Below are 25,550 nucleotides of genomic sequence, written 5' to 3' on the forward strand. Positions count from 1 at the left end.
ATGCAGGGTTGGCACACAACGTTTTTGGGGATGCGTGGGCTCCCCCGCGATATCAGCGACTTCGAGATGAAGGCATTTTTCACCTTCGATGGTGCCGAGCGCGACGCAATCAATGCACGCCGAGGTGATTCCCACAAGCTTGGTCTGGCGCTCCATATTGGTTTCCTGCGCATGAGTGGGCGTTTGCTCGGTGCCTTTCGGGTAATTCCAGTAGCCTTGTGGCGCCACCTTGGCAACGAGCTTGGCATTGCAGCACCAGAAGTCGCCTCGCTGAGAGCCATGTATGAACGCGGGCGCACGCTATTCGATCACCAACAAGTAGCCTGCACGGTCCTTGGATTCCAGTGGATGAGCGAGCACCAGCGCCGCTCACTGGTACGTGAACTGCGCGACGAAGTGGCGCGCTGCGCCGACCGCGATCAGCTACTCGTGCGGGCGCGTCAATGGCTGTACAAGAACAAGCTGGTGATCGTGCACGAGCGGGCAATTCGGACACTGATTGCGGCGGCACTTGCCCAGCTTGAAGTTGAAACAGGCACCGCCATCGCCGCCAGCGTTGATCCAGCAACACTTGATCGCTGGCGAGCCTCAGTTTCAGAGCTGCGCCCAGATGGACAAACCCAGCAGAGTTGGCTATGGGCTGCACCGGCGAAACACTCAACCCGCCAAATCAGCGAGGTACTGGAGCGCATCGACCTGCTTTACACGCTGGACGTTCATAAGCACCTGGCAGACATCCCCGATCTCATCTTGCGCCGCTACGCGCGCCGACTTGTCTCCAGGCCGCCCTCAGCCGGAGCCAAGATCAAAGAGCCAGCGCGCACCGTGGAGGTCGCATGCTTTCTTCGGTATTGCCTGTTCACCACCACAGACCAGTTGATCCTTATGGTGCAGCGCCGGATCGCCGATCTGTGGCGTCAGGCTGCCGCCGATGTCCCCGCTACCGTCAATTGGGCCGCAATGTACAAAACGCTGCTCGGCGAACTTGTTGCCTTGAGCGCGCAAGGTGCGGTGCCAGATGCTGAGTTGCGTGCCCGTCTTGAAGCCTTGATCACCGAAACCCAGAAACGCAAACCACCGAGCAGGGCCTCCCTGGTCCGCGAGGGATTGATTGATGGAATTCGCCCCGTGCGGTCGTTGCTCGTCGCCATTGCAAAGCTGCCCTGGCAGGCCACCGGCGAGCATCCTGCCATCGAGTACCTTGCCAAGCTGCAAGCTTTATATCTCAAAGGATCCAGAAAGCTGCCAGTTGAAGTGGTGGCACCAAGTCTGGGAATGATCTGGCAGGTTTCGATCTCCAGCCCAGACCGGGAACGGGCGTTTCAGGCGTTGGAGGTGGCCACCCTGTTTGCCCTGCGCCGCGCGGTGCGCAATGGCTCGGTCTGGATTGAGCACAGCCTGAGCTTTCGGGGTCGTGCGCGCTTGTTCTTCACGGACGAGCGTTGGCAGGCAGAGTCCAAGAAACACTATGCCCGTCTATCGTTACCCAGCAAGGCTGCCACTTTCTTGAAGCCTTTGCTGGCCAGAGTAACTGCCGGTGTCGATGCGGTGGCCGCTGCAGCCCGCAGTGGCGTACTGCGCGTGGATGATGAACTCCATTTGTCGCCATTGCCCGCAGAGGACGAAGACCCAGAAGTGACCAAGCTGCGCGCGGCTTTGGATCACCGCATCGGTGAGGTTCAATTGCCGGAAGTGATTCTGGCCGTTGACGCCCAGGTGCGCTTTAGCTGGATCATGCTCGGACGTGAGCCGCGCTCTACCGACGAGCTGCTGATGGTCTATGCCGGCATCATGGCCCACGGCACCAGTCTGACTGCGGTCGAATGCGCGCGCATGATTCCGCAATTGTCTGCCACCAGCATTCGCCAGGCCATGCGCTGGGCGCGGGACGAACGGCGTCTGAGCCAGGCCTGCCAGGCTGTGCTGGAATTCATGCAGCGACACCCGATTGCCGCCACCTGGGGGCGGTCCGATTTGGCATCTTCTGACATGATGAGCATGGAGACCACCAAACGGGTGTGGCAAGCCCGGCTTGATCCTCGGCGCAACACACCTTCCATTGGAATCTACTCCCATGTAAAAGACCGGTGGGGCATCTTCCATGCGCAGCCCTTTGTGCTCAATGAGCGCCAGGCGGGCGTGGCCATTGAAGGTGTCATCCGCCAAGAAAAGCTGGAGACCAGCCAGCTTGCTGTGGATACCCATGGCTACACCGACTTTGCCATGTCACATGCCCGTTTGCTTGGTTTTGATCTTTGCCCGCGGTTGAAGGAACTCAAACAGCGCCACCTCTTTGTGCCACGCGGCACCAAAGTGCCCGCAGAAATCGCTGCGGTGTGCGAAGCCAATGTCGACGTCGCTTTGATCGAAAAGCATTGGGATAGTCTGGTGCACCTGGCAGCCTCGGTCATGAGCGGACATGCCAGTGCGGTGGCAGCTCTTGCGCGGTTCGGTTCTGCCGCCCAGGGCGATCCAATCTATGAGGCTGGCGTGCAATTGGGGCGGTTGCTGCGTACGGCGTTTTTGGCTGACTACTTTGTCAAGGACGCTTTCAGGAACGAGTTGCGCCGGGTGCTCAATCGGGGCGAGGCTGTTAACGCCCTCAAGCGCGCCATTTATACCGGCCGGATCAGCCCGGCGCAGGCCAAACGTGTCGATGAAATGCAGGCTGTGGCCGATGCGTTGAGCCTGATGGCCAACATCGTGATGGCGTGGAATACGTATCTGTCCGCTCTTCCCCGTTCTTGCTGAACTCGTAGCCACCAGGCATCGTCGAGCCTTCCATCCAACAGGAGAACGACGATGCAGCAAGATCTTCCGGCAGCTGGTGACTCGCCCCGCGGCGACGCTGTCGAATCCGGCCAGGTTCGCGACGGCGCCGAGCGCGACGACGCCTTCTGGCTCGCACACGAGGATCGCCGTCTCAGTCAAGGCATGAGCGTGCGGCAGTATTGCCACGACAACGCCCTGGCTCTGTCCACCTACCGCTATCGCCTGGCCAAGCATCGCCGCTCCATCGGCACCATGCCGGCCGCGGCCGAGGCCGCGAAGGGCTCCGCCTCCTTCATCGCGATCGGCTCGCAAAGCGTGCCGTCGATTGCAAGCGACGTGGAGATCGCTCTGTGCGGGGGCATCACGCTGCGTCTGGCGGGTGCGAGCGCCGAGCGTGTGCTTGCCCGGGTGCTGGAGCGACTGGCGTGATCCTGTCCTCGGCGATCCGCGCCTACGTCTACGCCGAAGCCGTGGACATGCGCAAGTCGATCGATGCGCTCGGCCAGATCGTCGCGATGAGCATGGGCTTGAACCCGTTGTCGGGACACGTGTTCGTGTTCATCGCGCGCCGGCGCGACAAGGCCAAGCTGCTGGTGTGGGACCGTCACGGATTCTGGGTTCTGTACAAGCGCCTGGAGCGCGGCCGCTTCGCCGATCCGGCGCGCTTGGCGGGCAACGGCATCGCCATGAGCGAGCTGGTGGCCTGGCTCGACGGCATCGACCTCAGTCGCGTGAAGCGCCTGCCGGCGGTCACAGCATCGATGGTTGCATAGTAGATCGAGCGCGATGGTGTCTAGCAATTCTCGATTCTCCGAATGGCCATGCCGCGAAGTGCATGGGAAGATCATTGCCCATGTCCACCGCCTACCTCGATCGCGCCCAGTTGCCCGACGCGGTGGAGCCTTTGAAGGACCTGGTGGTGCAGCTCGCGCAGCAGCTGCAGGCGGTGCGCGAGCAGGCCGATGCCCAGATGGCCAATCTCGCCCAGCAGCTCGCTGCCTTGCGCCACCGGATGTTCGGCCGCAGCAGCGAGGTGCTGCATGTGGGCCAGACCGAACTGTGGGTCGACACGGTCGAACTGCCCGTGCCGCCCGAGACGCGCGAGCGCGTGGGCGAGCACCATCGCCGCCGCCGTGGACGCCCCGCGATCGATCCGAGCCTGCCGCGGGTGCGCGTCGAGCACGATCTGAGCGAGCAGGAGAAGGCCCAGTTCACCCGGGTCCAGCGCATCGGCGAGGAGGTCAGCGAGACGATCGAATACACGCCAGCCAAGCTGCTGGTGCTGCAGCACGCGCGGCTGAAGTACCGCTGCGAGGACGACCAGGGCAGCAGCACCGTGCGCACCGCCAGCGCCATCACCTCGCCGCTGCCCCGCAGCAATGCCGGGCCGGGCCTGCTGGCACACGTGCTGGTGGCCAAGTACCTCGATCACAACCCGCTGGCGCGCCAGGAGCGTGGCTTTGCGCGCCTGGGCTTTGCCGCCCCGCGGCAGACGCTGTGCGACTGGACGCTGGACGGCTGCGAATTGCTGGCCCGCCTGATGCCGCCGCTAAAGGCACACGTGCTGGCCAGCCCGGTGATCCTCACGGACGACACCACCCTGGCGATGCAGGCCGCACGCGGCAGCGGCGCCGGCAAGACCATCACGGCGCGGCTGTGGTGCTACCTGGCCGGCGGGCACAAACGCGATGCAGCAGGCCAGTGGCAGCCGGTGGCGCCAGCGGCGCTGTACGACTTCACCACCGACCGCTCCGGCGCGCACCCTCGGCGCATGCTCGCCGGCTGGAAGGGGTGGCTGCAGGCCGACGACTACGCCGGGTATCACAGCCTCTTCAAAGGTGGCGACGTCATCCACTCGGCATGCTGGGCCCATGCCCGCAGACGGTACATGGAGGTGGTCAAGACCGCACCGCCCGGCGCGCCGCCTGGCGTGGCCCATGAGGCCCTGCGCTTCATCGGGGAGATGTATCACATCGAGCGGGAGATCGCCGAATCCGACCCTGATCAGAAGCGGTTGCAGCGTCAGCGTCGCAGTCGCCCGCTGCTGGCCGACTTCCACCAGTGGCTGCTGGGGCACGTCGCAGCATTGCTGCCGCAATCGGCGCTTGGCAAGGCGGTGGCCTACACCCTGAGCAACTGGCCCGCGCTGACGGCGTTCCTCGATGAGGGGATGCTGGCGGTGGACAACAATGCCAGCGAGCGGGCGATGCGGCCGATCGCCCTGTCGCGAAAGAACTGGCTCTTCGCGGGCAGCGAACGCGGCGGCCACGCCGCGGCGGTGGCCCTCAGCCTGATCGAGACGGCCAAACTCAATGGCGTGGAGCCGTACGCGTACCTGAAGGACGTGTTCAGCCGCATCAACGACTGCCGCCTCAGCCAGCTGGAACAACTGCTGCCGATGCACTGGAAGCCGGCATGATGATCGAGGACCAGGAGCGTCGGCTGCTCGATGCTCTCGGGCAGGCCAGCAGCCTGCAGCTGTACCGCCTGCAGGCCATCCTGCAGCGGATGATCACCGATCCGAAACGGGTGATCGAGATCCGCCGACAACTTCACCTGGGGCAGACGGTGCGCTACTTCGAGCTGGAGAGCGGGCAGATGCGGCCGGCGCGGGTGGTCGAGATGAAGGACAAGGAGATCCTGGTGCAAGACCAGGCCACGCTGCGGCATTGGCGACTGGCCTATGCGGCGGTGGAACCGCCCGCCTGCGCAGAGACCGACATCACGCAAGGCGCCACGGCGACCATGCCGCCGCCGGCCGCGCCCAAGCCAAGTCGCGACGACTTCCAGCGCGGGCAGAAGGTGTCCTTTGAAGATAAGCACCTGCGCGCTCAAGTCGGGGTCATCACCCGGATCAACCAGCGCACCGCCAGCATCGACACGGGCGACGGTGGGCTGTGGAAAGTTTCCTTCGCGCTGCTGCGTCACGTCGTGGACGTGTGACCACGGGCGCCGGAGCGGCGGCCGGTGCCAAGGTAGCCCTGTCTGCATCGAAAAACCCCCTGTCCATTCAGGAGGTGACGATGCCTGGCCGCGAGCCGGTCAGCAAGTACGGGGTTGGGCGGACACTTACTGGAATACCTCACAGATGCAGGCGGTCCTGGATCGCTGGTCGAACCGCCGCCAGGTCATTCCACCGGAACTGATCGGGAAGATTGCGCCCACCAGGCTGGAGAGCATCAACTTGCGGGGTGTGTTTCGCTTCCCGGTTGACCGCTATGCTGACCAAATCCTGCCTTCGCGGCCAAATGCATCGATAACTGGCACCAATGGATGAAACCGACCACGGTTTGACGCCACGAATCGCAGATTTGAAAGTGAACAGGAAAGTCAATGAAATCAACGATCTACCAACACCACCTCCGCGCCAGTGCTAGCTTTTCGTACCGTCACTTATTGCACTGAAAACGAGGAGACCCCGAATTCCGCCTTGGCCTGCACGGGCGTGGCTTCCCGCAGGCGCTGCAGCTGGGCGTCGTACCGATCGGCGTAGGTGGCCAGGCCGCCGACGCCGGGGAGCAGCTGGCGGCGGAATTCGCGTTCCAGGGCACGAAGGGGCGGCGTGGACACCCCGCACTTTATTCAGTAATCGTACAGGTACGCAAACTATTTTGAAGGCAGGAGAACCGGCTTCAGGCCGTTCGACTGGCCAGGCGCTGCGGTTTCGGGGAGAAATGTCGCCCGCCGGCGTCAGGCGCGCGCGACGGGAACCTGCCGCCAGTCGGTGGTGTACTGCGGCGTGCGCCGGTCCTGCCGCATCGCCCAATCGCGCCGCGCGGCCGCGGTGCCGACGCTGCCCTGCCTCACGGTGGACTTTCCCCAGCGCGCATTGAGCTTGTCCACCACGCTCATCAGCTGCCCGCGGTCGCGCCCGGACTCGTCCTCAAGGTCGAGCTCGCCCTGCAGGATGCTGCGGTCGCACAGCTCCAGCAGCATCACGCCGGCCTTGGCCAGGTTGTAGCCGGGCTCGTAGATCAGCTCCAGGCCCATCGTGGCCGCTTCGATGATCTTCGCGGTGTCGGCCGTGGGCCGGCGCAGCGGCACCACGAGCGACTTGGCCCAGCGCGGGCCGGGCCGGAACGGCGAGGTGTGCGCGAAGACCAGCACGCGCCCGGCCAGGCTTTCCTGGCGCCGCAGTTTCTCGGCCGCGCGCGCGGCGAAGTCGCTCACCGCCTGCCGCAGCTGCGGCAGATCGCGCACCGGCCGGCCGAAGGAGCGCGTCACTGCAATCTCGCGCTTGGGCGCCGGCGCTTCTTCCAGATCGATGCAGGGCATGCCCTGCAGCTCGCGCACGGTGCGTTCGAGCACCACCGACCAGCGGCGGCGCACCGAGGCCGGATCGAGCCGCGCCAGATCCTGCGCGGTGGCCACGCCGGCCTCGCGCAGCTGCGCGCCGATGCGCGGCCCCACGCCCCACACGTCGCCCACGTCCGTGGCCCCGAGCAGCTGCTGGACCTCGGCGGGCGGCAGCGCGCCCAGGTGGCAGACCTGCGCGTGCTGCGCGGGGTAGCTGCCGGGCTTGCGTTCGGCGTTCTTGGCGATGTGGTTGGCCAGCTTGGCCAGGGTTTTCGTGGGCGCGATGCCGATGCACGTCGGTATGCCGATCCAGCGGTGGATACGCGCGCGGATGGCATGGGCGCGCTCGGCCAGGTCGCCGCGCACGCCCTGCAGGTCCACGAAACACTCGTCGATGCTGTAGATCTCCTGCCCGGGCCCGAGGCCGGCGGCTAGGCTCATCATCCTGTCGGACATATCGCCGTACAGGGTGAAGTTCGCGCTCAGGCTGACCAGGCCGACGCGGTCTTCGAGATGGCGGAATTCATGGTGCGGCTGGGCCATCCTGATGCCCAGCGCCTTGGCTTCGTTGCTGCGACTGATCGCGCAGCCATCATTGTTGCTGAGCACGACCACCGGCCGGCCCTGCAGGCTCGGGCGGAACACGCGCTCACAGCTGACGTAGAAGTTGTTGCCATCGAGGAGTGCCAGCATGGTGCATCACTGGAACCGCTTGATGCAGCTGGTGGCCACGCCCCATACTTCGATCGTCTGCCCTTCCGTGGGCACGATCTCCGGGTAGGTCGGGTTGCCCGCCTTGAGCTTGAGCCGGCCGGCGCGCAGGTAGAGTTGCTTGACCGCGTATTCACCGTCCACCACGGCCAACACGATGTTGCCGTGGCAGGGCTTGAGGGCGCGGTTCACCAACAACAAGTCGTTGTCGAAGATGCCCAGATCCTGCATGGAGTCCCCGGCGACGCGGAACAGAAAGGTGGCCTGGGGATGGGTAACGAGGATTTCGTTGAGGTCGATGCGCTTGACCAAGTAGTCGTCCGCCGGCGATGGAAAGCCGGCGTGCACGCTGGCGTTGGCCAGCGGCAGCACCAGGCCGCTGCTGGCCAGCGGGACCGGCGCGTTAGAACATTGGTCTATACTGTGCATCCATAAGGGGTATCCATTTAGCTCCAGCAATGTCAGAATAACTGGATGGAAACCCAGATAATAGCGCCCACTCCCGGCCAGGACTACCCCCGCACCTGGAACGAATTTCTTGACTGGTTTGCCACCGAAGAAGCCTGCCTGACCTTCCTGGAGAAGCTGCGCTGGCCCCATGGCTTCATCTGTCCGCGCTGTGGCAATGTGGGGGATGTGTACCGAGCCAGCCGCACCCGCTTGATGTGTCGGGCTTGCCAGTACCAGGGAACAGTGACCTCCGGGACCATCTTTGACAAGACCCGAACGCCACTGCGGGTGTGGTTGGCAGCTGCCTGGTATCTGACCAATCAGAAGCAAGGCGTGAGCGCTTTGGGGCTGCAGCGCGTTCTGGGCTTGGGCAGTTACCAGACAGCCTGGACCATGCTGCACCGGTTTCGACGCGCCATGGTTCGACCAGGCAGGGACAAGCTCAAGGGGCTTGTCGAGGTGGATGAAACCTACCTGTCCATCACGGACCGCAAAAAACCCATCACCCCTGTAGGGCGCAAGAGCAGCACCACCAAAGTGTTGGTGGCCATGGCAGTGGAGGTCGTGGAGCCCAAGGGGTTTGGACGCATCCGGCTGCGTCGCATAGCCCGAGACTCCGCCTCCTACGTCGTTCCCTTTGTTGGGGTAGTCGTACTTTTCGTGCAGATTGGTGCGCTTTGCTCCGAAAACCCGTTGCACGACAAGCACTTACGTTTCCCGCACTTTCGGGCGCTTCGCATTTTTCGTGCAGATTGGTGCGCTTCGTCCCAGGCACCCTATGAGGCCGCACCCTGCGGTTTCCCGCGATCTGCCGGGTCAGACCTCGTCGCTTCGGTCGCGAAACTCCAGCTTGAACTGCCAGCCCTCGAAGGCCGCCACCATGCGGCCGAGTTCGTCCCAGGAGATCTCGCGACCATCGATGACGACCATCGGCACTCGGTGGTCCTCGTCGGGATCGCTGTCGACGGTGCCGCGCAGGATCAGGCGATCGTTCACCTGCGGCCCGTGGTCGGTGTCCTCAAGATGCGTGAGAGCCAGGGCCCGGCGCATCTTGCCAATGAGCTTGCCCAGCAACTCCAGAGGGTCGTCGTCAGGCTCGCCGATCACCTGAAACCGATACCCGGCCGGGCAGCCATCGCGCAGCTCGAACGCGTCGATCGCCATACCGGGCCCGAACAGTCGGGTGCGAAACCGGAACTCGTGCTCGACGCCACGCCCGTCGATCATGCGCACGGGCTCGAAGACCACGTGCTCAAACCCATGCAGACCGAGGCGGCTGGCGGCGGCCTCGTTGAAGCATCGGCCGCAAAGCTGCCGGTAGCCGCCCTCCGTCGACCCGTAGTTCACGACATCGTGGCTGAGCGCGGGCTGACGGCAGGCGTCGCAGGTGATTGGCTGCATGGGTGATGCGGTGTGCGTGTAGGCGAGACAACTTTAGGCTACGAACGCGGCACCGCGAACCGATCAGCCACCTGCTTGGCCCGTCGGGCATCGTCGGTGTGCAGGTACATCGAGGTCGTGGCGAGCGAGGCGTGCCGCAGGTTGTCGCGCACCGTGGTCAGCTCGGCGCCGCCTTCGAGCAGGTGGGTGGCATGCGTGTGCCTCGTCCAGTGCGGCGTGGCCAGGCGCAACTTCTCGGCAAGGGCCGGGGTGGCTTCCTCCACGACTTCGGCCGCCGTGGCGAAGAACCGCTTCATCACTCGCCATAGCCGCCACGAGGAGATCCCACTTCCATCCTCTCCAAGGCTGCCAATCAGCGGGGTCGATGGACGCCACTTCGAAGGCGTCACGGGCAGCCCCCGTTGAACGAGGTAGCGATCAAGGGCGGCCCGGGCCAGCGGCGGGAGCACGACCTTGCCGGCCTTGTGTCCCTTGCCGACGACCCCGATCCACGTGTCGCCGTGTGCGTCCGAGTCGACCGCGCCGAGTCGTGCGCCCACGAATTCGCTGATTCGCAGGCCCGTGGCGTATGCGAAGTCCAGCATGAAACGCAGCCGCTGCGCTGCCGGCTCGCTCCAGCCGTAGGACCATTCCAGGCCGTCGGCGACGACCCGGAGGAGCTTCCACTCGTGCTCGGTGAACGCGTGTGACGTGTCGAGCTGCGCCGGCCGGCTCCCTCGCACCTTGACGCCGGCGAAAGGGTTGGCCAGCACGTAGCGCTGCTCGATGAGCCAGCGGTACAGGGCGTTGAGTACCGACAGCGCGTAAGCCGCGGAGCGCGCCGAGAGCTCTCCCGCGAAGGGGCGCCACGCGGGCGACAACCGCGGCTGTGGTGCGCCGACCCAGCGCGCGCGAGGGCCCGGGTGACGCAGGAAGGCGCGGTAGGCAATGGCGTCCTCGGTGGTCAGCGATGAAAGGGCCCGCCCTCGCTCGACGATCGCCCACAGGATCAGCCGTTCGGCTTCCTTGCGGTAGGCCCGCTGGGTCGCCGCCGACTCGTGCAGCGACAGCCAGGCGTTCACGGCCTGGTAATCGTTGCTGGCGTCGAGCGCACAGCTGGCTTGCGGCGCTCGGAAGGTACCCCGTGAGCCATCGACGTCGTCGGGGACGACCAGTCGCTCCCAGGGGATCAGTTCCTGCGCCTGGTTCACTGTGATCAGCGCGCGAGCGCGTTCGGTGAGCGCAGGATGTTGGGCAAAGAATGCCTCGATGTGGCGGGCGCCGGCCGGCCCGAGCCCCGCGATGCCGGCCCACCAGCGCCGGCGCCTGGGCACGCGCAGGGTCAGGTCGGCCAGCGTGCGAATGCCCGCCGCGTGCAGTACGTCCACGAGCCGCACGGGTAGCCAGCGCTCGACGGCGTCGCCGATGAGGGGCTGCGGCCGCGGCATCCCTCGCAGCGTCTCGATGGCGGCTGTCGCTGCCCTGGCGAGTTTCCGATCCGATGGACTGGCCGCCGCGAGTGTGGAAGCCAGTTCCGCCTGCGCACGGCTCGTCGCGAAGGCCACGAGCTGGCGCTTCACCCGCCCGATCACGGAGCGCGCCGATGCGCCGGCAGTCCGGCGATCAGGCAAATAGCGATCCACCGCGGCGCGGGTCGGCACCCCTTGAAGCCAGGCGCGGAATGCGGCCAACGAAGCCTCGTCCGGCCAGGTCGGGGCTGTGAGCATGCTGGGCGGCGCTGACAGCGCGTTTTCCATCCGCGCCAGTTTAGACCCGCGGCATGCATGCCACGCTAATGTTGTTTATCTTGGCATCACTGCTGATGAATATGCTCGCCAGCGAACTCTCACCGCGGTGAGAGTCTTGGCAGACTCAGCACGGGGTGCCGTTGCACGCCGAGGTGATCACGATAGACCCCAAGTTCGATGCCCGGGAGGTGGGTGCAGCCCCAACTGAGGCTCCAGGAAGCTGCCGCTCGCGGAGACCAGCCATCGGCCACAAGCGGTCGGCCCCGCCAGCACCAGAAACCCGTCGCTCACCGACCCCAGGCAATGCTCAGTGAGCGCCGCGCACATGGCGCTTGGAAGCCGCCGCAGGTTTCGCACCTGCGTGATCGATGCCCTGGAGGATGCCGCAGTCGGCAGAGGCATGAGGCACGGGGCAGGCCGCCCGCAGCGCCCTCAGCTCCTTCTCAAGGGCGCGCAGGGCCTTGATCCGCTCGGCCACATGGCCGATGTGCTCGTCCAGCAGGCTGTTCACCTCGCCGCAATCGGCCAAGGGTTGGTCCTTGAAACGCAGCAGCACCCGCACCTCGTCAAGCGTCATGTCCAGGCTGCGGCACTGGCGGATGAACCCCAGCCGATCCGCATGCTGCGGGGTGTAGATGCAGTAGTTGCCCTCCGTGCGCGCGGCGGCCGGCAGCAGCCCCTCTCGTTCATAGAAGCGGATCGTCTCGATGGGCGTTCCGCTGGCCTGGGCCAGTTCGCCGATGCGCATGTGCGGTTCCCCTTGTGCCGGTGACAGTTCGCGACGCACCTTGACTCTATACCCACTTCAGGGTTTTCAATGTCGGCATGGCCCACGATCACCCCCACGACATCAAGCCGGATCCGGCCGGCGCACTGCAACCGGCTGGCTGCGGCGCCTGCTGCGGCGCTTCCGACCACGCACCTGCTGCCTCTGCCTCGGTCCCCCTGGGTGGTGGCCAGCGCTTCCGCATTCCGGCGATGGACTGCGCCAGCGAGGAGTCCGAGATCCGTCGCGCTGTCGAGGGCATCCCCGGCGTCCTGGGGCTACGCTTCCAGCTGGGCGAGCGCAGCCTGCGCATAGCCGGCGAGCCGCAGGCAGCGCTGGCGGCAGTGGAAGCCATCCGGAACTCCGGATTCGAGGTTCACGCCTGGCCCGACGCGACGGAGTCGTCCAACGCCGGTGATGGATCGGATCACGGCCACGACGCAGCAACCGGGTCCGGCCTGCCCCGCCTGCTGGCTGCCCTCGCTCTTGCGACGGCTGCCGAGGCCCTGTCCTTCCTGGCACCGGACGCGCCCTGGTCCAAGTGGGCTGGCCTGGCCGTTGCAGCCGCGGCCATCGGGCTGGCCGGCTTCGGCACGTTCCGCAAGGGCCTGTCCGCCCTGCGGCACGGCCGCCTGAACATCAATGCACTGATGTCAGTGGCGGTCGCGGGAGCCTTCGTGATCGGCCAGTGGCCTGAGGCGGCCATGGTCATGGCGCTGTACGCGATCGCCGAACTGATCGAGGCGCGGGCCGTCGACCGCGCGCGCAATGCAATCAGCGGCCTGCTGGCGCTGTCGCCCGACACCGCCGACCTGCGGCAGCCCGACGGCACCTGGAGATCCGCGCCCGTCGGCAGCGTACCTATCGGCGCCACGGTCCGGGTCAAGCCGGGCGAACGCGTGGCCATGGATGCCATCGTCACCGACGGCAGCACCGCCGTGGACCAGGCGCCCGTCACCGGCGAGAGCCTGCCGGTCGACAAGGGGCCGGGCGATGCGGTCTTCGCCGGCACCATCAACCAGACCGGCACCATCGAGTGCCGTGTCACCGCCGCGGCGTCGCAATCGACGCTGGCCCGCATCATCCACGCGGTCGAACAGGCCCAGGGCAGCCGTGCGCCCACGCAGCGCTTCGTCGACCGGTTCGCGGCCGTGTACACACCGGCGGTGTTCGTGCTGGCACTGGCCGTTGCCATCGCCGGCCCGTGGCTCTTCGGCTGGACGGTGCTGGCCGCGGTCTACAAGGCGCTGGTGCTGCTGGTCATCGCCTGCCCGTGCGCCCTCGTGATCTCGACGCCCGTCACCGTCGTCAGCGGGCTGGCGTCGGCGGCCAGGCGGGGCATTCTGATCAAGGGCGGCGTCCACCTCGAACAGGCGCGCCTGCTCAAGGCGGTCGCGCTCGACAAGACCGGCACCATCACCGAAGGCAGGCCGCGCCTCGTCGAGTGGGAGATGCTGTCCACCAGCCTGCCCAAGCCGCAGGCCGAACACATCGCAGCCGCGCTGGCGGCGCACTCGGACCACCCGGTGTCGCGCGCCATCGCCGCGGGGCTGACGCCGAACAGCGTCGAGGCCCGCAACTTTGCCGCGCTGTCCGGGCGCGGCATCGAAGCCGACATCGGCGGCCAGCGCTACGTGCTGGGCAACCACCGCCTGATCGAGGAGCGCGGCCAGTGCTCCGCCGAGATCGAGGCCGTGCTCCACCGTCACGAGGAAGCGGGCCGCACGGTCAGCCTGCTGGCCACCGCGTCCGGGGTGCTGGCGCTCTTCGCGGTGGCCGACACGATCAAGCCCTCGTCGGCCGCCGCCATCGGCGAGCTGAAGGCGATGGGCATCACGCCGGTGATGCTGACCGGTGACAACCAGGCCACCGCCGAGGCCATCGGCCGCGAGGCCGGTATGACGGACATCCGCGGCAACCTGCTGCCCGAGGACAAGCTCGCCGCGATCCAGGCCATGCAGAAGCAGTATGGGGCGACGGCGATGACCGGCGACGGCATCAACGACGCACCCGCGCTGGCGCAGGCCGACATCGGCGTGGCGATGGGCGCTGCCGGCACCGACATCGCGATGGAAGCGGCCGACGTGGTGGTGATGAACGACGATCTGCGGCGCATTGCCGAGACGGTGCGCCTGTCGCAACGCACGCACGCCGTGCTGTGGCAAAACATCGCGCTGGCTCTCGGCATCAAGGCCGTCTTCCTGGTGCTCGCGCTGTTCGACAACGCCAGCATGTGGATGGCCGTGTTCGCCGACATGGGGGCCAGCCTGTTGGTGGTCTTCAACGGCCTGCGCCTGTTGCGAAACCCCGAACGAAGCTGAGGCGACCATGGAGGCCAAAGCCCAACTGCTACAGCCCACGCGGCTGCTCGATTTCACGCACCCCGCCATCGAAGCGCTGGTCGAGAAGCGGGGGTGGCGGCCGTTGCCGATGTATGACCGTATCGGCGCCGTCTACGACTTCGTGCGCAACGAGATCGCCTTCGGCTACAACGCTGGCGACGAGTTGCCGGCATCGGCGGTGCTGGCCGATGGCATCGGCCAGTGCAACACCAAGGGCACGCTGCTGATGGCCTTGCTGCGCGCCGTGGGCATTGCCTGCCGCTTCCACGGTTTCACCATCGACAAGCCGCTGCAGAAGGGTGCGATCACGGGGCTCGCCTATGTGCTGGCACCGCGACGCATCATCCACAGTTGGGTCGAAGTGGCCTTCGAGGGACGGTGGGTGAACCTGGAAGGCTTCATCCTCGATGCACCCTACCTGACCAGCCTGCAGCGGCGCTTCCCGGTCCGACAGCGGTTCTGCGGCTACGGCGCGGCCACGCCCGACCTGTCGGCGCCTGGCGTTGAATGGCGCGGCCAGGACACGTACATCCAGAAGGACGGGATCGCTGACGACTTCGGCGTGTTCGACAGCCCGGACGAGTTCTATGCGCGCCACGGCTCGAACCTCTCCGGCCTCAAGCGTTGGCTCTTCACGCAGGTCATCCGGCACCGCATGAACGCCCAGGTCCGACGCATCCGCGCCGAAAAGTGGTGATGCCGGTCACGGCGATCAGCCCGGCGAACCCGTCTCAAACTCTGTAGCTGCTAGACTCTTTTCATGCGCCGTTGGCTCGCGATCCTCATGCTCGCCCTGCTGCCGCTCCAGTTCAGCTGGGCGGCAGTGGCGGCGTATTGCGGGCACGAAACCGGCCAGCATGTTCAGCACCTGGGCCATCACGAGCACCAGCACACGGATGAGGCCACGGCCGACCAGGGCAGCGCGCCGGCAGATCAGAGCGCGCCGGCTGGGTTCGATTTCGACTGCGGCCATTGCCACGGCACCTGCGCCAGCATGCCCGCGCCCATGGGCGACATTTCGCCGCTGACTCTGGCCTCCCACCCGGTAACGCCTGTCGAAGGCACCGTGCGAACCCTCGCGCAAAGCCCGCCCGAACGCCCTCAGTGGCTGCCCCTCGCCTGATCGGCGAGGCGGGTTCCTTCTCCTTCTGAAGCCCGTTCGCGCCTGCGTGCGCGCCGCCCGACACATGGGTCAGCGGCGCCGCTCGAGGCCCGATCCGACCCTGAGTTCCTCAGCGTCGACTCTCGCCGATCTCCTGTGGGTTGTTTTCAACACTGGAGCATCGGATGCACCGAAGAAGAATCATGCCGGCCGGGCGCTGGCATCACGCCGCCCGCGCCACCCTGGCGACCGTAGCCAGTACGGCACTCACCGCAGCGCTGATGGGCGTCGCGATCGAAGCGCGTGCGCAGACCCCTGCTGCACCCAGCGAGCCGACCCCGCCCACGCTGCGAGCAGCCTTCGAAACCGCCTGGGCGCGGCAGCCCGAAGCGCAAGCGCTGGCAGCGCGGCGCGACGCGGCACGCGCGCAGCGGGACGCGGCCCAAGCATGGACGCCCGAGCCAGTGGCGATGGAGCTGTCCACCAAGACGGACCGCCTGAACCGAAACCTCGGCACCCGTGAGGTCGAGGTCGGCGTGGCCATCCCATTGTGGCTGCCGGGCGAACGTGGCCGCAGCCAGGCCCTGGCCGACGCCGAGGGCCGTGCCATCGAGAGCCGTACCACGGCGGCACAGCTGCGCGTGGCTGCCGCTGTGCGCGAAGCGTGGTGGGCGTGGCAGCGGGCCCGTGTGGAGCTCGATGCCGCACGCGGCCAGCTCGACAACGTTCAACGGGGTCTCCTCGTTTTCAGTGCAATAAGTGACGGTACGAAAAGCTAGCACTGGCGCGGAGGTGGTGTTGGTAGATCGTTGATTTCATTGACTTTCCTGTTCACTTTCAAATCTGCGATTCGTGGCGTCAAACCGTGGTCGGTTTCATCCATTGGTGCCAGTTATCGATGCATTTGGCCGCGAAGGCAGGATTTGGTCAGCATAGCGGTCAACCGGGAAGCGAAACACACCCCGCAAGTTGATGCTCTCCAGCCTGGTGGGCGCAATCTTCCCGATCAGTTCCGGTGGAATGACCTGGCGGCGGTTCGACCAGCGATCCAGGACCGCCTGCATCTGTGAGGTATTCCACGCCATCACGATGTTGGCCATCAGGCTCAACGCATCGGCCACAGCCTGCATTTCATCGACACGTTTGGCCTGCGCCGGGCTGATCCGGCCGGTATAAATGGCGCGCTTGAGGGCGTTAACAGCCTCGCCCCGATTGAGCACCCGGCGCAACTCGTTCCTGAAAGCGTCCTTGACAAAGTAGTCAGCCAAAAACGCCGTACGCAGCAACCGCCCCAATTGCACGCCAGCCTCATAGATTGGATCGCCCTGGGCGGCAGAACCGAACCGCGCAAGAGCTGCCACCGCACTGGCATGTCCGCTCATGACCGAGGCTGCCAGGTGCACCAGACTATCCCAATGCTTTTCGATCAAAGCGACGTCGACATTGGCTTCGCACACCGCAGCGATTTCTGCGGGCACTTTGGTGCCGCGTGGCACAAAGAGGTGGCGCTGTTTGAGTTCCTTCAACCGCGGGCAAAGATCAAAACCAAGCAAACGGGCATGTGACATGGCAAAGTCGGTGTAGCCATGGGTATCCACAGCAAGCTGGCTGGTCTCCAGCTTTTCTTGGCGGATGACACCTTCAATGGCCACGCCCGCCTGGCGCTCATTGAGCACAAAGGGCTGCGCATGGAAGATGCCCCACCGGTCTTTTACATGGGAGTAGATTCCAATGGAAGGTGTGTTGCGCCGAGGATCAAGCCGGGCTTGCCACACCCGTTTGGTGGTCTCCATGCTCATCATGTCAGAAGATGCCAAATCGGACCGCCCCCAGGTGGCGGCAATCGGGTGTCGCTGCATGAATTCCAGCACAGCCTGGCAGGCCTGGCTCAGACGCCGTTCGTCCCGCGCCCAGCGCATGGCCTGGCGAATGCTGGTGGCAGACAATTGCGGAATCATGCGCGCGCATTCGACCGCAGTCAGACTGGTGCCGTGGGCCATGATGCCGGCATAGACCATCAGCAGCTCGTCGGTAGAGCGCGGCTCACGTCCGAGCATGATCCAGCTAAAGCGCACCTGGGCGTCAACGGCCAGAATCACTTCCGGCAATTGAACCTCACCGATGCGGTGATCCAAAGCCGCGCGCAGCTTGGTCACTTCTGGGTCTTCGTCCTCTGCGGGCAATGGCGACAAATGGAGTTCATCATCCACGCGCAGTACGCCACTGCGGGCTGCAGCGGCCACCGCATCGACACCGGCAGTTACTCTGGCCAGCAAAGGCTTCAAGAAAGTGGCAGCCTTGCTGGGTAACGATAGACGGGCATAGTGTTTCTTGGACTCTGCCTGCCAACGCTCGTCCGTGAAGAACAAGCGCGCACGACCCCGAAAGCTCAGGCTGTGCTCAATCCAGACCGAGCCATTGCGCACCGCGCGGCGCAGGGCAAACAGGGTGGCCACCTCCAACGCCTGAAACGCCCGTTCCCGGTCTGGGCTGGAGATCGAAACCTGCCAGATCATTCCCAGACTTGGTGCCACCACTTCAACTGGCAGCTTTCTGGATCCTTTGAGATATAAAGCTTGCAGCTTGGCAAGGTACTCGATGGCAGGATGCTCGCCGGTGGCCTGCCAGGGCAGCTTTGCAATGGCGACGAGCAACGACCGCACGGGGCGAATTCCATCAATCAATCCCTCGCGGACCAGGGAGGCCCTGCTCGGTGGTTTGCGTTTCTGGGTTTCGGTGATCAAGGCTTCAAGACGGGCACGCAACTCAGCATCTGGCACCGCACCTTGCGCGCTCAAGGCAACAAGTTCGCCGAGCAGCGTTTTGTACATTGCGGCCCAATTGACGGTAGCGGGGACATCGGCGGCAGCCTGACGCCACAGATCGGCGATCCGGCGCTGCACCATAAGGATCAACTGGTCTGTGGTGGTGAACAGGCAATACCGAAGAAAGCATGCGACCTCCACGGTGCGCGCTGGCTCTTTGATCTTGGCTCCGGCTGAGGGCGGCCTGGAGACAAGTCGGCGCGCGTAGCGGCGCAAGATGAGATCGGGGATGTCTGCCAGGTGCTTATGAACGTCCAGCGTGTAAAGCAGGTCGATGCGCTCCAGTACCTCGCTGATTTGGCGGGTTGAGTGTTTCGCCGGTGCAGCCCATAGCCAACTCTGCTGGGTTTGTCCATCTGGGCGCAGCTCTGAAACTGAGGCTCGCCAGCGATCAAGTGTTGCTGGATCAACGCTGGCGGCGATGGCGGTGCCTGTTTCAACTTCAAGCTGGGCAAGTGCCGCCGCAATCAGTGTCCGAATTGCCCGCTCGTGCACGATCACCAGCTTGTTCTTGTACAGCCATTGACGCGCCCGCACGAGTACTGGAATTACCCGAAAGGCACCGAGCAAACGCCCACTCATGCGCAGGAAACCAATATGGAGCGCCAGACCAAGCTTGTGGGAATCACCTCGGCGTGCATTGATTGCGTCGCGCTCGGCACCATCGAAGGTGAAAAATGCCTTCATCTCGAAGTCGCTGATATCGCGGGGGAGCCCACGCATCCCCAAAAACGTTGTGTGCCAACCCTGCATCGTGAACCTCAAAAGTGGGAGGCCACCATACCCGTTTACAAAGCGAACAGGAAAGTCAATGAAATCAACGGTCTACCCAGACCACCCCCGCGCCAGTGCTAGCTTTGCGTACCGTCACTTATTGCACTGAAAACGAGGAGACCCCAATTCGCCCGGCTCGGCGGCGTGGTTAAGTCCTGGCGCCAGTACCTCAAGCAGGGCATCACCCTGTCGGTGCTGGGCTCGATCCGGCCCGGCCGCGAGCATGTGCGCAAGTGGCAGCTGGACCGCTTCGGCCAGTCGCAGACCAGCGCCGACCTTCGCCAGTTCGCCGATGAAGCCCGCGCCGGCGGCGGCCGGGGAGACGAGATCCGGCTGTCCCCGGCGTTGAACGACGAGTGCGCGGCGCTCTTTCGCCGCTACAAGGATGCGCTCAAGCGCCCGCCGGCGCCTGCTGGGCCATCTTCCGCAAGATCCCCTCGGCCGGGATGAGGAAGTTCGTGTAGTCCTGGCCGGCGATCCAGCGCGGCGCCTTGCCGCGCCCGGTCCATGTCTTGCCGCTGTTTGGGTCGTAGTACCTGGCCGTCGCCTTCTTCCTGGGCTCAATCTTCCGGCTGCGTGCCGCCGCAGCGGCTCCGAGCATCACGTCCGCTTGGCTCAGGCCGTAGGTGGCCATCAGTTCGCGGATCTGCGCGATGGCGGCGTCGCGCGCCTCGGAGCGCATGGCCTGGATCTTCGCGTCCAGCGCCTCGCGTGCCACAAGAAGCTCTGCCAGGGAAAGCCCGGCCCATTGGTCAGCAGTCATGGCCGAGAGTCTAGCGACAGCCGCCCCGGCGGCAGCGCCAGCGCCTCAGCTTCTGCCCGGCGTGCCGAACAGGACCGCCGCCAGGCCCAGCAGCACAATGGCCAGCCAGACCAGCCGGTTCGTCCAGCGGTACACCTCGTTGCGCCGCATCTTCAGCGACGTGCGCGGCACCATCAGCCCGAACGCCCGGCGGACGACTTTTCTCGCGCCGATCATGCCGTCCGCCCTCAGTACGCGATCACGAAATCGACCTGGCTGTCGCGGGCGCCGCCGACCACCGCCCGGGTGGTGCGAATCCGCTCGGCCGGCACGCCGTTGTCGATCAGGAACTGGCGCGCCTCGGCGATGCGCGAGTAGGCCCGGGCCTCGACCAGGCGGCCGCCCCGGGCCACGGCTGCGCCGATGGTGACGCGGCTGGCCTCGCGCGAGGCGGCCACCAGCTGGCTGGCCCGGCCTTCGCCCAGCGACTCCGAGAAACTGCCGTTGAGGACCACGCTGATGCGATCGGGCGCCGTCGCGTCGCCCCGGGCCGGCAACTCGGCCGCGTAGCCGTAGTTGTCGGGCGCCGGCGGGTGCACCGCAGGCACCGGCGCGCCATACTCCAGCGCACGCGCCGGCACCGGCGCGGCCACGCGCGCCGGCGGCGCCGGCATCCTGGCGTAAACGTGCGCCACGCCGTGCGGCGTCGTCACGGTGAGGTTGTCGTAGACCCCTTCCAAGACCAGCAGCCGGTCGGTCCAGGCGTAGGGCAGGGCCGTGCCATCGACGGTGGTGACCACCGGATTCATGCGCCTGGCATCGAGGAATTCGAGGTAGGTGTGCCCGTCGTCGTTGTAGGCGCGGTGCAGCGCGATGTTGGGCTGCGCGTCGATGACGTACTGATGACGAACGGCCGGGCGGGCGGCCTCCAGCGCCGGGCCGGGCGAGGTACACGCGGCGAGCCAGCCCGCGGCGGCGACAAGGAAAAGCGCTTTCACGGCAAACCTCATGTTTAACAAAACATAGGTTGATTATATGTTTTGTTAAACGATACATAAACGCCTATTTCAGGCCGCCGCGTGGGAATCATGCGATCCGGCGCTCCTTCTCCTCCCTCCCTCCTCCCCAAACGGAGTGCCGATTCGGCCGCTATCGAGCGGCCTTCTTTTCTCCCCGAGAAACCGAGCCTGCTCGGCCAGGTGCTTGCACCTGGCGGTATTGGGTATGGGCGAAGCCCATGTCACCGCCTGAACGCGCACGTGCCCAGCCCACAGGGCGCAGCGTTCATCCGCGCCCGCAGTCACCTTGGGGCGCGGCCTTGTTGGTCGCCACTGAGGGTTCCCGCAGCCTATGCACACCACTGACGTTTGAGCGCGGAGCACGCCGCTGGCTGGCACGCAACTTGCCCCGCGTCCTGACAAGCAGTTTGCCGTTGGAATTTACAGCTGTGACTTGATCAGGGCGTGGCTTGTTGGGGGGTTGTCTTTGTTCGGCCCCCTTGGGGGGGCCTGGATTGGGTGAGCGCGTAGCGCGAGGGCGATAGCCCTGGGGGATGCCGGGTGGGAAGGACGCCGCAGGCGGCCGGGGCGTAGGCCGCTTGCGGCCGGAGCGAGCCGGCGGGGGCGTAGCCCCCAAGAGGCGGTGCCTCTACGTGGCGCGGCCTGTACACAAACGCGGCCCTCTACTACAGGTTAAATAAATAAATACAAGGGAAAGAAATACAGGGGGCGCCTGTGGATAACCAATTTTCCTGTTGAAAATCAATATCTTATGCGTGTTTCGAGAGCTCCTTAGCGAGAGTAGATCGCACACCTTGCGAGAGTAGATCGCACGAATAACCCGCTAAGCCCTTGATCCAATTGAAGATGTTACCGAGAGTAGATCGCACGCACATCTTGATGTTCTCCACCGGCTTATCCACAGCAGCGAGAGTAGATCGCACCGTTGGTTACAGGGGATGGGGTGGCCTTCGGACGGCCTGACGGCCTGACGGCGAGAGTAGATCGCACCGCGCGCGGGCCGGCGCCGAGAGTAGATCGCACCATGCGAAAGGCCCGAGCACGACATGCGACAAGCGTTCAGAACAGGTCGCCCTGGCCCTTGATCTGCGGCACGTGTGGCTTGGACGGGTGCAGGATCAGGCCGCGCTCCGTCACGTCGAACCTGGCCTCGGGGTAGATCTCGCGCACCACGTTCAGCGCCGGCTTGAAGCTCTTGTTGCGGAACTCGCGCACCGCCCGGCTGGGGTCCTTCGGGTCCACCGCGTAGTTGGAGCCGAACTGCAGCATCAGCGCCTCCCACGGCACCGGCCGGGTGGAGCGCTCGATGTAACTCATGCGGTACGTCATCCACGTGTAGAGGTCCATGGCCACCGGCGAGCCGCGCAGCGCGCGGTAGGCGCGCAGGTCGATCGGCACCGGCCGCTCGATGATTTCCGCGAAGAAGCGCGCGCTGAGCACGACACGGGAGCGCCAGCGCCCGGCCGTTTCGCGGCTCTGCGGCGTCCACAGGCGGTTGTCGTCCTCGTCGTCCCGATCGTCTCCATCCCCATCCCTGGCATCGGCGGCCGGCGCGATGGCCGCATCGCCGGCGGCTTCGTCCAGCAGCTGGGCCGTCTCCCTGTCCATGGACGCCTCGTCCACGATCAGCACGTTGCGTAGGTTGAACGAGCGCCCGCGGTCGCCGGTGTACGTGGCCGTGATGAGCGTCGAGAACAGGCGCTCCATCTGCTCGGACACGCGCGCGTTGGCGCCGCGCTTGCCGCCGCCCCGCTGGATGCCGAGCACGTTGCGCAGGAACGAACTCAGGCTCTCGCCCAATTCAAGCTCCGGCGAGCCGGTGCGCACCGCCTCGGTGGTGATCCAACTCATCAGCAGGCGCGGGTAGACGCCGTAGGGCAGGCCGTTGTCGTTGCCGCCCATCATGCGCAGCACGTAGTGGCCGTTGCGGCGCTCGAAGATCGGGCTCTTGGGGTCCTTGTACGGCAGGGTCGCGTTCACCAGCGCGCGCGCCATGAAGCCCAGCGCGCCGGCCTTCTTCGCCTCCTCGGTCTCGATCGCAAAGGACTCGTCAATCACGTCGTGAACCCACTTGGGCATCGGCGTGCTGGCACGGTAGTCGAGCGACAGCGGCCTGCCGTCCTGCTCGGGCGCCGGATCGGCCCCGGCGGCGCGCGGCGGCCGGGTGTTCGAGGCGTCGTGCGCGCTCCCCGGGAGATCCTTCTTCGTCATAAAATCCCCTTGCAACATTCCTGTTGCGGACTAACTGTTTGCCCGGCGCTCTTCATGGAGCGCCGGTTTTTTTTGTGCTGAGCGCGGCCGTGGCTGGCCCCGCTTTGGTCTGGTCCCGGCCTCCGCCGCCTCCAGCGTCTTGGCCTCGCGGTACGCCGAGAGCAGCGCGTTCATTCTGGCGACAGTGTTCCACACCGCCTGCGCCGTGACGTGGTGCAGTTCGGCGGCATACTTGTAGGTCTTGCCTTCCTGAATCACCAGCCGCGCGGCCGCGATGCGCGCCTCGCTCAGGCGGCCGATGCGCACTGCGATCAAGTGCAGCGCCGCGAACTCACCGGGGTCGAGCGGTCCCAGCTTCATGCCGACTGCACCAGGCGCAGGATTTCGGCCAGCTGGAAACGGCCCGACTGGCCCGCGTCCACCCCGCGCAGGAAAGCGGCCAGCCGCAGCGCGCCGGCGCCGGCGGTGCCGAACACGCGGCTGTCGAAGCCTTCGAAGACCGTCCGCCCGGTCTTGGCGGCATGGCAGCCCTGCTCGAAGTATTCGCGCAACTCCTCGCACGCCTTCTTCTGCTCGGGGGTGAGCGCAGCGGCGATGGCCTTGGCATCGCCCGTCCTGGCCTGCGCATAGAGTTCGCCCAGGTCGTGCCTGGCGGCCTTGGCCTTGTTCGCGGCCGGCTTGATCTTGGCGCGCACCCGCTGCACCTTCTCCCGCGAGTCGCCCTTGCCGAAGTTCCTCTTCAGGTCGTCCACCAGTTCCTTGGCCGCGACGGGATCGCGCGCTTCGATCTGGCGCACGTCGCTGATGATGGCCAGGTCGGCGGTCACACCCTCGGTCACCAGCCGCTGGGTCTGCTCGGGCAGCTTGTTCAGCGACAGGATCTTGGACACCCAGGAACGGCTCTTGTTGCGCTTGGCCATCACGGCGTCGATGCTGCCCAGCTGCTCCAGATCCTTCTGCAGGCGGCGCGCAAGCTCCATGTTGGTCAGGTTCTTGCGCTGGATGTTCTCGGCCGCCTGGATGTCCTCGGCCTGCTGGTCCGTCAGATCGCGCACCATCGCTGGGATGGCATCCAGGCCGGCCATCTGCGCCGCCCGCACGCGCCGCTCGCCGGCGATCAGTTCATACCGCTCGCCTTTCCTGCGCAGAAAAATCGGACTGATGACGCCGACGGCCTTGATGCTGGCCGCCAGTTCCGGCAGGGGGTTGTCCTCGTCCTCCAGTTCGGTGCGGATCTGCGGCCGCATGTCGATCAAATCCAGCGCGACCGGAAACTGCTGGGCTTCGTCGTCCGTGAAGAAGGCGGAAACCGAATCGCCCAGCCCCTCAATGGCGCCGGCGAAGATGTTCGCAGCGGCGGGTTTGGTGGATTTCTTGCTCATGCCCGTCTCCCCCTCACTTCACCCGCTTGAGGATCAGCCGGCACGCCGCCCGCCATTCCTTGCCCGCCGCCAGGTGCCCGCCGCCCTGGGTGGAGTGCCACACCGGCTTGCGCGCCGCCACCGCCTTCTTCACGGCCGCCCGCGAGGGCAGGGTGGCCTCGATCAGCACCGCATCGCCGTAGCGCTGGCGCAGCATGGCCAGGCCGTCGCGCTCGGCCGTGCTGCGCGTGTTGGTGTTCACCGGCACGAAGCCGATGTGCTTGGCGTGCTGGTTGACGCCCTTCTGGCGCAGCGCCTGCATGGTCTGCATGAGGTCGCCCAGCCCGGCCAGTTCGTACACGCCGATGGACAGCGGGGTCACCACATAGTCGGCGGCCGCCAGGGACGCCAGCAGCCGCATGCCCAGCAGCGGCGGCGTGTCGATCAGGCACAGGTCGAACTGGTCGGCGAAATGCTGCAGGGCCGCGCGCGGGCGCTTGACCACGCTGTTTTCCGCGCGGTCCACCTCCAGCAGTGCGGCATCGGCGCGCACGATGCCCAGGCCCTCGTCCACCATCTCGATCGCGGCATCGGCGGGCAGGGCAGGCAGGTACAGCTGCGAAGCGACGATGCCGTGGCCGCCCGTGCTGGGGAACGTCATGGACAGGCTGCCCTGCCGGTCCATGTCCACCATCAGCACGCGCTTGCCGTCTTCGTGCGCGGCATAGGCCAGGTGCGCGGTCAGCGTGCTCTTGCCGACGCCACCTTTCTGGTTGGCGGTCACCAGAATTTTCATGCTCTCACTCCTGTTGATTTGGTTGTTCGGACTAACTGACGCTCTCTTTTTTGTAAGCCTGTATTGTAGGACGGCGAGGGCCTGCAATCAACCTCTAGAAGTTTATTTAATACACCTCCAAAGGTGTAATTCAACAGCTGCGAGACCCACCCGTTTCTCGCCGGGGAAAGACCGACCATCGTGCGCCGTCGCCGGCCTGTACCTCGGCTGGCACGCTCGCATTGCAGTATTCGTACAGGTACGAATACTAAAGAA

The 25,550-nt window shown here is 65.5% G+C and carries 22 protein-coding genes and 3 pseudogenes; 12 read left to right on the forward strand and 13 right to left on the reverse strand.

The annotated features are described in order from the left end of the window. The 6 genes and pseudogenes from I3K84_RS21680 to I3K84_RS22615 form a co-directional block, all read left to right on the forward strand. Positions 1-2,721: pseudogene (locus tag I3K84_RS21680) on the forward strand (Tn3-like element IS1071 family transposase); the annotation flags it as partial. 81 nt (positions 2,722-2,802) lie between these two features. Further along, positions 2,803-3,201: a hypothetical protein gene (locus I3K84_RS21685; protein WP_196994976.1), complete on the forward strand. Its 399-nt coding sequence runs from the start codon at positions 2,803-2,805 to the stop codon at positions 3,199-3,201. Next, the gene (gene tnpB, locus I3K84_RS21690; protein ID WP_196994975.1) at positions 3,198-3,545 is read left to right on the forward strand and encodes an IS66 family insertion sequence element accessory protein TnpB; all 348 of its coding nucleotides are present in this window, start codon (positions 3,198-3,200) and stop codon (positions 3,543-3,545) included. The genes I3K84_RS21685 and tnpB overlap by 4 nt, the downstream gene beginning before the upstream one ends. 80 nt (positions 3,546-3,625) lie before the next feature. Continuing rightward, positions 3,626-5,191: an IS66 family transposase gene (locus I3K84_RS21695; RefSeq protein ID WP_196994974.1), complete on the forward strand. Its 1,566-nt coding sequence runs from the start codon at positions 3,626-3,628 to the stop codon at positions 5,189-5,191. Further along, positions 5,188-5,715 carry a hypothetical protein gene (locus I3K84_RS21700; RefSeq protein ID WP_196994973.1) on the forward strand — a complete coding sequence of 176 codons (528 nt, stop codon included), beginning with the start codon at positions 5,188-5,190 and terminating at the stop codon, positions 5,713-5,715. Before I3K84_RS21695 ends, I3K84_RS21700 begins: the two co-directional genes overlap by 4 nt. 130 nt (positions 5,716-5,845) lie before the next feature. Continuing rightward, positions 5,846-6,049, forward strand: a pseudogene (locus I3K84_RS22615) (Tn3 family transposase); the annotation flags it as partial. Between the two features lie 116 nt (positions 6,050-6,165). Here I3K84_RS22615 and I3K84_RS21710 read toward each other — a convergent pair. From I3K84_RS21710 to I3K84_RS21720, 3 genes are all read right to left on the reverse strand, one after another. Beyond that, entirely contained in the window at positions 6,166-6,342 is a 177-nt protein-coding gene (locus I3K84_RS21710; RefSeq protein ID WP_196996248.1) for a hypothetical protein, read from the reverse strand. Between the two features lie 120 nt (positions 6,343-6,462). After that, positions 6,463-7,761 carry a Y-family DNA polymerase gene (locus I3K84_RS21715; RefSeq protein ID WP_196996249.1) on the reverse strand — a complete coding sequence of 433 codons (1,299 nt, stop codon included), beginning with the start codon at positions 7,759-7,761 and terminating at the stop codon, positions 6,463-6,465. A gap of 6 nt (positions 7,762-7,767) precedes the next feature. Next, complete coding sequence (locus tag I3K84_RS21720; protein WP_196996250.1) at positions 7,768-8,208, reverse strand: LexA family transcriptional regulator; 441 nt, start codon at positions 8,206-8,208, stop codon at positions 7,768-7,770. A 45-nt stretch (positions 8,209-8,253) separates the two neighbouring features. On the opposite strand from I3K84_RS21720, the pseudogene I3K84_RS21725 reads away from it, so the two are divergent. Then, positions 8,254-8,883 (forward strand): annotated as a pseudogene (locus tag I3K84_RS21725) (IS1595 family transposase); the annotation flags it as partial. 785 nt (positions 8,884-9,668) lie between these two features. Here the strand turns inward: I3K84_RS21725 and I3K84_RS21730 are convergent. Then, complete coding sequence (locus I3K84_RS21730; RefSeq protein ID WP_196995177.1) at positions 9,669-11,366, reverse strand: site-specific integrase; 1,698 nt, start codon at positions 11,364-11,366, stop codon at positions 9,669-9,671. Between the two features lie 298 nt (positions 11,367-11,664). Next, positions 11,665-12,105: a Cd(II)/Pb(II)-responsive transcriptional regulator gene (cadR, locus tag I3K84_RS21735; protein WP_011804717.1), complete on the reverse strand. Its 441-nt coding sequence runs from the start codon at positions 12,103-12,105 to the stop codon at positions 11,665-11,667. Between the two features lie 77 nt (positions 12,106-12,182). On the opposite strand from cadR, the gene I3K84_RS21740 reads away from it, so the two are divergent. The 4 genes from I3K84_RS21740 to I3K84_RS21755 all read left to right on the forward strand — a co-directional run bounded on the left by I3K84_RS21740 (position 12,183) and on the right by I3K84_RS21755 (position 16,346). Continuing rightward, positions 12,183-14,444, forward strand: coding sequence for a cation-translocating P-type ATPase (locus tag I3K84_RS21740; protein ID WP_011804716.1), 2,262 nt, complete (start codon positions 12,183-12,185; stop codon positions 14,442-14,444). A gap of 7 nt (positions 14,445-14,451) precedes the next feature. Beyond that, entirely contained in the window at positions 14,452-15,162 is a 711-nt protein-coding gene (locus I3K84_RS21745; RefSeq protein WP_011804715.1) for a transglutaminase family protein, read from the forward strand. A 63-nt stretch (positions 15,163-15,225) separates the two neighbouring features. Beyond that, the gene (locus tag I3K84_RS21750; protein ID WP_011804714.1) at positions 15,226-15,588 is read left to right on the forward strand and encodes a DUF2946 family protein; all 363 of its coding nucleotides are present in this window, start codon (positions 15,226-15,228) and stop codon (positions 15,586-15,588) included. Between the two features lie 164 nt (positions 15,589-15,752). After that, the gene (locus I3K84_RS21755; protein WP_196996251.1) at positions 15,753-16,346 is read left to right on the forward strand and encodes a TolC family protein; all 594 of its coding nucleotides are present in this window, start codon (positions 15,753-15,755) and stop codon (positions 16,344-16,346) included. Between the two features lie 96 nt (positions 16,347-16,442). On the opposite strand, the gene I3K84_RS21760 is transcribed toward I3K84_RS21755, so the two are convergent. Then, complete coding sequence (locus I3K84_RS21760) at positions 16,443-19,145, reverse strand: Tn3 family transposase (RefSeq protein WP_196996221.1); 2,703 nt, start codon at positions 19,143-19,145, stop codon at positions 16,443-16,445. A 165-nt stretch (positions 19,146-19,310) separates the two neighbouring features. On the opposite strand from I3K84_RS21760, the gene I3K84_RS21765 reads away from it, so the two are divergent. Further along, positions 19,311-19,616 carry a hypothetical protein gene (locus I3K84_RS21765; RefSeq protein ID WP_196996252.1) on the forward strand — a complete coding sequence of 102 codons (306 nt, stop codon included), beginning with the start codon at positions 19,311-19,313 and terminating at the stop codon, positions 19,614-19,616. Here the strand turns inward: I3K84_RS21765 and I3K84_RS21770 are convergent. From I3K84_RS21770 to I3K84_RS21800, 7 genes are all read right to left on the reverse strand, one after another. Then, a complete protein-coding gene (locus I3K84_RS21770) occupies positions 19,558-19,929 on the reverse strand; it encodes an H-NS family nucleoid-associated regulatory protein (RefSeq protein ID WP_196996253.1) in 372 nt (123 codons plus the stop codon). The two genes, I3K84_RS21765 and I3K84_RS21770, sit on opposite strands and share 59 nt — an antisense overlap. A 45-nt stretch (positions 19,930-19,974) precedes the next feature. Beyond that, positions 19,975-20,145, reverse strand: coding sequence for a hypothetical protein (locus I3K84_RS21775; RefSeq protein WP_196996254.1), 171 nt, complete (start codon positions 20,143-20,145; stop codon positions 19,975-19,977). A gap of 11 nt (positions 20,146-20,156) precedes the next feature. Continuing rightward, entirely contained in the window at positions 20,157-20,906 is a 750-nt protein-coding gene (locus tag I3K84_RS21780) for a hypothetical protein (protein ID WP_196996255.1), read from the reverse strand. Positions 20,907-21,986: 1,080 nt separating this feature from the next. Beyond that, entirely contained in the window at positions 21,987-23,138 is a 1,152-nt protein-coding gene (locus I3K84_RS21785; RefSeq protein WP_196996256.1) for a replication protein RepA, read from the reverse strand. A 30-nt stretch (positions 23,139-23,168) separates the two neighbouring features. Then, positions 23,169-23,498, reverse strand: coding sequence for a hypothetical protein (locus I3K84_RS21790; RefSeq protein ID WP_196996257.1), 330 nt, complete (start codon positions 23,496-23,498; stop codon positions 23,169-23,171). Further along, entirely contained in the window at positions 23,495-24,520 is a 1,026-nt protein-coding gene (locus tag I3K84_RS21795) for a ParB/RepB/Spo0J family partition protein (RefSeq protein ID WP_196996258.1), read from the reverse strand. Before I3K84_RS21795 ends, I3K84_RS21790 begins: the two co-directional genes overlap by 4 nt. Positions 24,521-24,533: 13 nt before the next feature. Further along, positions 24,534-25,295 carry a ParA family protein gene (locus tag I3K84_RS21800; protein ID WP_196996259.1) on the reverse strand — a complete coding sequence of 254 codons (762 nt, stop codon included), beginning with the start codon at positions 25,293-25,295 and terminating at the stop codon, positions 24,534-24,536. Between the last annotated feature and the right edge of the window lie 255 nt (positions 25,296-25,550).

It is taken from the genome of Diaphorobacter sp. JS3051 (assembly GCF_015832135.1).
Classification (GTDB): Bacteria; Pseudomonadota; Gammaproteobacteria; order Burkholderiales; family Burkholderiaceae_C; genus Diaphorobacter; species Diaphorobacter nitroreducens.